The 5,580-nt window shown below is 43.3% G+C and carries 9 protein-coding genes; 3 read left to right on the top strand and 6 right to left on the bottom strand.

The features are described from left to right. The first annotated feature begins 75 nt into the window (after window positions 1-75). Window positions 76-375, top strand: coding sequence for a hypothetical protein (locus QUA47_RS30065; protein ID WP_333408065.1), 300 nt, complete (start codon window positions 76-78; stop codon window positions 373-375). A 402-nt stretch (window positions 376-777) separates the two neighbouring features. On the opposite strand, the gene QUA47_RS30070 is transcribed toward QUA47_RS30065, so the two are convergent. The 4 genes from QUA47_RS30070 to QUA47_RS30085 form a co-directional block, all read right to left on the bottom strand. Then, window positions 778-1,206 (bottom strand): hypothetical protein, encoded by a 429-nt coding sequence (locus QUA47_RS30070; protein WP_333408064.1) that lies wholly within the window; start codon window positions 1,204-1,206, stop codon window positions 778-780. Between the two features lie 41 nt (window positions 1,207-1,247). Then, a complete protein-coding gene (locus QUA47_RS30075; RefSeq protein ID WP_333433512.1) occupies window positions 1,248-1,601 on the bottom strand; it encodes a hypothetical protein in 354 nt (117 codons plus the stop codon). A 309-nt stretch (window positions 1,602-1,910) separates the two neighbouring features. Continuing rightward, complete coding sequence (locus QUA47_RS30080) at window positions 1,911-2,561, bottom strand: hypothetical protein (protein WP_333433513.1); 651 nt, start codon at window positions 2,559-2,561, stop codon at window positions 1,911-1,913. Window positions 2,562-2,577: 16 nt separating this feature from the next. Then, window positions 2,578-3,468 (bottom strand): hypothetical protein, encoded by an 891-nt coding sequence (locus QUA47_RS30085; protein WP_333433514.1) that lies wholly within the window; start codon window positions 3,466-3,468, stop codon window positions 2,578-2,580. Window positions 3,469-3,719: 251 nt separating this feature from the next. Here QUA47_RS30085 and QUA47_RS30090 point away from each other — a divergent pair, with 251 nt between their 5' ends. Together QUA47_RS30090 and QUA47_RS30095 are read left to right on the top strand one after the other, a co-directional pair. Next, complete coding sequence (locus QUA47_RS30090) at window positions 3,720-4,478, top strand: phytochelatin synthase family protein (RefSeq protein WP_333433515.1); 759 nt, start codon at window positions 3,720-3,722, stop codon at window positions 4,476-4,478. A gap of 132 nt (window positions 4,479-4,610) precedes the next feature. Next, on the top strand, window positions 4,611-4,925 hold the full coding sequence (locus tag QUA47_RS30095; RefSeq protein WP_333433516.1) for a YciI family protein: 315 nt from the start codon (window positions 4,611-4,613) through the stop codon (window positions 4,923-4,925). A gap of 7 nt (window positions 4,926-4,932) precedes the next feature. Here QUA47_RS30095 and QUA47_RS30100 read toward each other — a convergent pair whose 3' ends face one another. Then, the gene (locus QUA47_RS30100; protein WP_333064666.1) at window positions 4,933-5,184 is read right to left on the bottom strand and encodes a pirin-like C-terminal cupin domain-containing protein; all 252 of its coding nucleotides are present in this window, start codon (window positions 5,182-5,184) and stop codon (window positions 4,933-4,935) included. A 141-nt stretch (window positions 5,185-5,325) separates the two neighbouring features. Then, on the bottom strand, window positions 5,326-5,580 hold a 255-nt coding region (locus QUA47_RS30105; protein ID WP_333433517.1), incomplete at its 5' end, for a CHAT domain-containing protein.

Genomic DNA, 5,580 nt, shown 5'->3' on the forward strand with positions numbered 1-5,580 from the left:
ATTTGTAAACAATCGATTCAATGATCGCCAGCGTTTCACGTGGTTCTACATTCATGACTCAAATAGACTTGCTATATGACAATTGGCAAGCTTGAACTCATCATCAAAATTAACGAACTCCCGAATAACGTAGAGACTAACAAAGACAACTGGAAAACCTTTGAGCTTGACTGTGACGATCGGGTAGTGTCCGTTACTGTTAAACCAAAAATATGGAAGAAGCTTGAGGATGCTGCTACCAACTATCCCCAGTGGGTGGCTGCTATCGGTGGCAAGATGGGTGAATCAACCTCTAACGGCTTTGTGCTATTAGAGCCAAATATCCAAGTCTTTGAGAAAAAACCGAAGGAACCTAAACCTGAAGCAGAGCAATGACAAAGGTTTGAGTAGCAATCGTGCAGAAACCCCTTGAAACAGCTTGTACCGATATCCTGACGTAGCGACAAGGGTTACAAGCTTTAGGCGGGGAAATACTGATGAGATGGCTGGCAAGAGTAACGTTCCCAGAGTTGCACCTTAAGCGTGGCTGGCACGGTGGGAGTGTTGCGGGTCTAGTTTTTTTGCGTCACAGGTGCGGGTATAAAGTGCAGTGTTTTTTAAGAAGTAAACCCGCCACAACCATAGTGCAGCGGATTTTGGCTATTGTCTTCTTAGTGAGAAAGGCTATTGGATGTTGCGATCAATTCTGTGAGATAGTGGTGCAAGAGTTACAATTTTTGCTCCCTCAATCCCTACACAGATAGGCTTAGAGCGAGTTTCATCATTACTTATGCACGACTACCTTCTTTGAAACGGTTTAACATAACTTGTATTAGCTCTGACCCAGCAGAGAGTGCTACTCATAGAATGGCTACCCACCCATATCCAAGGTTTTCCCCGTCGGTCAAGAGAAATTCCAACAGCTTCAAATCTTTCTCCAGTTGGTATAATCCTATCAACTGGCAACTCAAGCTGATCCAGTCGGTTACTTTGATTAGTCCTATTTTGACACCGAACATTCAAACCTTCTGGATCTACGACTTCCCACACAAAAGGCATGACTCCACTATTTCCGTTAATAATGTGGTAGTCTCCATTTTTGTCAGCCGCCGGATATGGCAAGGGATTTTGAACTTGGAGCAACGGAGTAGCAACGCTCCCACCAGAAAAAGAAGGAAAGAAAACTCCGGCAGTGAAGATTAGACGAATCACAAGATTTTTGAACATAAGATTGCCCGCAAACTGATAAATTCTATTTACCCTCCTCACTAGCTAGAAAAACCCATTGGATGGAAACCAGAGCGAGACGATGAATTCAGCCCCTTAAGAATTTCTCGAACTTTTACAAAATCTTCTTTGTCCGAAATTTCTACATGAGCCTCGATTTTGAAAATATCATCAAGTCTTTCTTTGTCGTTTTCTATAACTTTTAATATCTTCACAACCTTACTTGCAAACGAAAAGCATTCGTCACCGTAGTGAAGAATCAGCTCAAGGTCATCCCCTACTTGTAAGCCTAGATTAAAATTGTACTTAGCAACTTGCATCGACGAATTTAGGTTTTCTTTGTCTACGTCTTTTTCTTCAATAAGGGAAGGAATCCTTACAAAATACTGAAACATACAGCTCGCTCCTAAATATATTAAAATAGTTTATCTGTGAACTTATTTTCTTTTATAGTATTTAAGATTTATTTAATTATTTGCGTCAGGAAAAATTATAGAAAATAAGAGTTTTATTTTTAATCAACTCTACGGGTAGCACTTCCAAGTCCTAGATAGGGAAATAAGCGTTTTCCCGCCTATATTGTTAGTGGCACACCCGCTCTGTAACGGCAGAAATTGTAGAATTAGGTGCTGAGTGCTGGCACGGGTTTTGACAATCTTAGGGGTTGCAGGCTTAACAAACCCTCAATCTGCATCTGAAAATTATCACGGGTTGGGTCGAACGCAGCTCACACCCCCATCGGGAAATTTCTCCCTCAAACTCAGATCGAAATAATACTGACACCAAAATTCTGCGACTTCCAACAACCTAGGTACTGATTCAGCCACGATACCTGAACCCGATTGCAATCCATAGCCTTCTACATATTCTCTAGCTAGTTTATAAGTCCAATAGGGAAAATCTGTCTCTACGAAACACCGCAGTGCATACTCTAGCTTGAGTAAATCTCCGCTACGGACAAAGCGCACCGTTGCCCACCTAAAATTACGGTAGTCATCCCCTTGCAAGCCATCAATGTCTCTCAATAAGTTTCTCAGAGATTGCCTGCTTTCGTAACTAGGACTTTCTAAGTAACTTTGCATCAGTGAGATTGCTTCATCCACTAATTGTTTTTGCTGTTCCCATTCTTCATCCGTGAAATGTTCGGGACAATTCGCCCGCTCCATCTGTTGCTGCACCAGTCGAGCAATGTAGAGCCCAAACTTTTCGGCAGCAATTTCATCAACGCACAGACTTTTGATACTTGTCAGCCTGGTTATCGGTATGGCAAATCGAGCTTTTTCAACTTCTTGGGTGGTTTGAATCCATTTTTTGATTTTCTTAGCAATAGCAAGCTGTTGTTTGTTTTGTTTCATTCTCAATTACCGACGCTTAATATCCTGATTGAAGCAACGCTCCCGAGAGCAAATCTGTTAGTTGGAGTGTAACAGCCCACTGGTTTAAGTAAGCGAGATCGAGTCCTTCCCTTTGCACCTTCAAAACTCCCAGCACATCCCTCCACTGCTTTTGGGAACCGCCAGGAATTAGTTTGTACCAACTGAGTTTTTGCAGGACGATATCTTCGGGCGAGTAGATGTAGATTCCCTCCTCTGTTAAACCGCTAACAGGGTAAAGTTGGCGTCGCCTCATCACGGAAGCCGAAAAAGGGTCATCGCTGCCCATCACAAAAATGTCTGCTTTCTCCATAGAAGGCAAATAGATGACATTGAAAGATGATTCGCGGGGTGCTGCTTTGGACTTGGCGATTGCTTCAGTCACAGCCGACTCGCTTATGTAAAACTCGCCTGACATGGCATCAATTAGTCTCTGTGCTGTTTGCGCTTCCAGGTCAATCACTAAGTCCAAATCTTGCGTAGATCTGTTTTCTCCCAACAGCGAACTTGCCACCGAACCTCCCACCACATAGGGAATATTCAGCGGTAGCAAGATCCTGGCTATTTTTTGCGCTAATTCGATCGGATCTGCAATCACCAGTTCACTCCACTCTTTACTGTCTGATAAAACTTCTATCCACTCAGCACCCAAGCACCTTTTAATAAATTCTTGCCGAACTTTCGTCTTAGTAGCATTGGGATACTGGTTCTTTATTCCAGATATTGCCAACCTTCGCACCGCTTGATTGAAAGCGCAAGTCCGTTGTACTTTTTGTTGGGGTGTTAACTGTTGCAATAGCTGAAACATCAGCACATCCGCCTCAATGCTGGTATCGATAGATTGTGGCTTGTATCCTGATTTGACTGTGACTGTTGGCATTGGTGGCATGATGCAATCTTGCTCCCAGGCAGAGATTTCAAAATTATATTACAGAATCCAAGTTTTTCAGAACACTTTATAAAAATAAAATTTTTCCTTATTTAGAATAAAATTATAACAATGAAAAGACTTGCTATAATGATGTCCAAAGCAAAGGCGATAGTTACCCGAGCTACTAACCAGATGGCAAGGTTTAGACGTGGTAATGTTTAATTATTTAACTACAAATTCTGACTACTGTTCTTGAGAGAGATGAAGATATGGACTTAAATCAAACGTCTGGCAATCACCGATGGCGAGGGCGACTAATAAAAGCTGGAGGGGGTATTCTACTAATCTTCGGCACAGGTTTAAGCGTTTTTACCTGGAAACTCTTTTCGCCACCTTCTGTTGACCGACTACCACTTCCCAAAACTTTGGTTTCTCTAGAATCACCCAAAGGACGACAGCTACTGAACCAGAGCAAGAGCAAACAGGATTTTCAACCGCTGAGCACCCACATTGAAACTCAAAAACGTCCAGCCTATTGTGGTGTGGCTAGCAGTGTGACGGTTCTGAATGCACTCGGCAGCAAAAGACAGGGATACCGCCCCCTAACCCAAGACACCTTTTTTGACGGTCAAACCCAGAATATCCGTTCTTCTTATGCCGTCACTTTTTCGGGGATGACTCTGGATGAATTAGCAACCTTACTGAGAAGTCACAACGTCAAAGTTGAGGTCTACTATGCGTCGGAGACAACACTTAACCAATTTCGCGCTCAAGCTAAAGCCAACCTTAGCCGTTCCGGCGATTATATAATCGTGAACTACCAACGCTCTGTTTTGGATCAGGGTAAAAGCGGGCATATTTCTCCCCTTGCTGCCTATCACGAGCAAAGCGATCGGTTTCTGATTGAAGACGTAGCCAGTTATAAATATCCGCCTGTATGGGCTTCTACAGAGAATCTTTGGAAAGCGATGAATACTACTGATTCAACTTCCAAAAAGACACGGGGCTATCTAGTTGTACGTCAGTAAAATAGAGAATTAGGAATTGCATAGCTGGGCTTCAATCACTTACTCAAAAATGACAATACTGCCGATGTGACCAAAAGTAATTGGAGTATTATGCTATTTTGATTTGAACTTTATCAGTTTTGGAAAAGCATTATGGCTAAACTTTTGGCGGTTGTTGTAGCAACCATTCCCGAGTATTACGACTACAAAATCGCTCATCCAGAACACGACCAAAATCAGGTAGCTTGGTTTCGCGAGCAACAGGAAAAAGGAATACTGCTGTGCTGTGGTCCGTTTTCTCCCCATGATGGAACGGGGCTTTGGGTGATCCAGGCAGAAAGTGTGGAAGAGGCCCAAACAATTGTTAACAGCAGCCCCCGCGCGCGAGATTGTATGTTAGCAGAATCTACCAGAGTAGTGGAGTGGCAGGTGCATATTGGGCGTGAGCGTTTTGAAAAGAGTAAATAAGTAGGGGCTATTTTGGCCGCGGGATAAACTCTGTCGCTTGAGGAACCTGAGCAAACCGTCCCTCTCTCCAATCGAGTTTGGCTTGCTCAATGCGCGAGTGGCGACTCGAAACAAAATTCCACCACTTATGTCGCTCACCCACAGGTTTACCGCCAATCACAATACAACGAGCCTTGCCCGATGCAGAAATGTTTACTTTAATGCCTGAAGTTAGAATCGCCAACCGATGCTGTGCTAAAGCCATCCCCTCAATCCTCATGGCTCGATTAAAAATATCTTAATGTGACGGTCAAAAGGCGGAATGTAAGATGTAGGACACGAGAAAAAGAATAATTTGGCACACTAAGTACGGAAGAAAAAGTATTAGGTTTCTTGACGACAAGAAATCAGCTTTTCCGGGTTAACGTTTCTCTGCTTCGCCAATGAGAGTAAACGCGGCCCAATCTACAGGATTAGGATGTTTGACCAGCGTTACCAGCATTGCCTTCTGCAGCGCTTGGGCAATATCAGGGGTTAGCTGCATCTGTCGATAAAATTCCGCCATCAACTCGGCTGTTGATTCGTCAGATACTGACCATAGAGAAACTACAACACTCGGAACGCCTGCTGCAATAAACGATCGCGATAAACCAATGATGCCATCACCTGTAATACG

Origin of the sequence: Microcoleus sp. MON2_D5 (genome assembly GCF_036701905.1) — a bacterium.
Lineage (GTDB): Bacteria > Cyanobacteriota > Cyanobacteriia > Cyanobacteriales > Microcoleaceae > Microcoleus.

What these genes read in the sequence shown, in the direction of transcription:
- QUA47_RS30065 (WP_333408065.1), top strand. Translation starts at nt 76, where the DNA reads ATGACAATTGGCAAGCTTGAACTCATCATCAAAATTAACGAACTCCCG.
- QUA47_RS30070 (WP_333408064.1), bottom strand. Translation starts at nt 1,206, where the DNA reads ATGTTCAAAAATCTTGTGATTCGTCTAATCTTCACTGCCGGAGTTTTC.
- QUA47_RS30075 (WP_333433512.1), bottom strand. Translation starts at nt 1,601, where the DNA reads ATGTTTCAGTATTTTGTAAGGATTCCTTCCCTTATTGAAGAAAAAGAC.
- QUA47_RS30080 (WP_333433513.1), bottom strand. Translation starts at nt 2,561, where the DNA reads ATGAAACAAAACAAACAACAGCTTGCTATTGCTAAGAAAATCAAAAAA.
- QUA47_RS30085 (WP_333433514.1), bottom strand. Translation starts at nt 3,468, where the DNA reads ATGCCACCAATGCCAACAGTCACAGTCAAATCAGGATACAAGCCACAA.
- QUA47_RS30090 (WP_333433515.1), top strand. Translation starts at nt 3,720, where the DNA reads ATGGACTTAAATCAAACGTCTGGCAATCACCGATGGCGAGGGCGACTA.
- QUA47_RS30095 (WP_333433516.1), top strand. Translation starts at nt 4,611, where the DNA reads ATGGCTAAACTTTTGGCGGTTGTTGTAGCAACCATTCCCGAGTATTAC.
- QUA47_RS30100 (WP_333064666.1), bottom strand. Translation starts at nt 5,184, where the DNA reads ATGAGGATTGAGGGGATGGCTTTAGCACAGCATCGGTTGGCGATTCTA.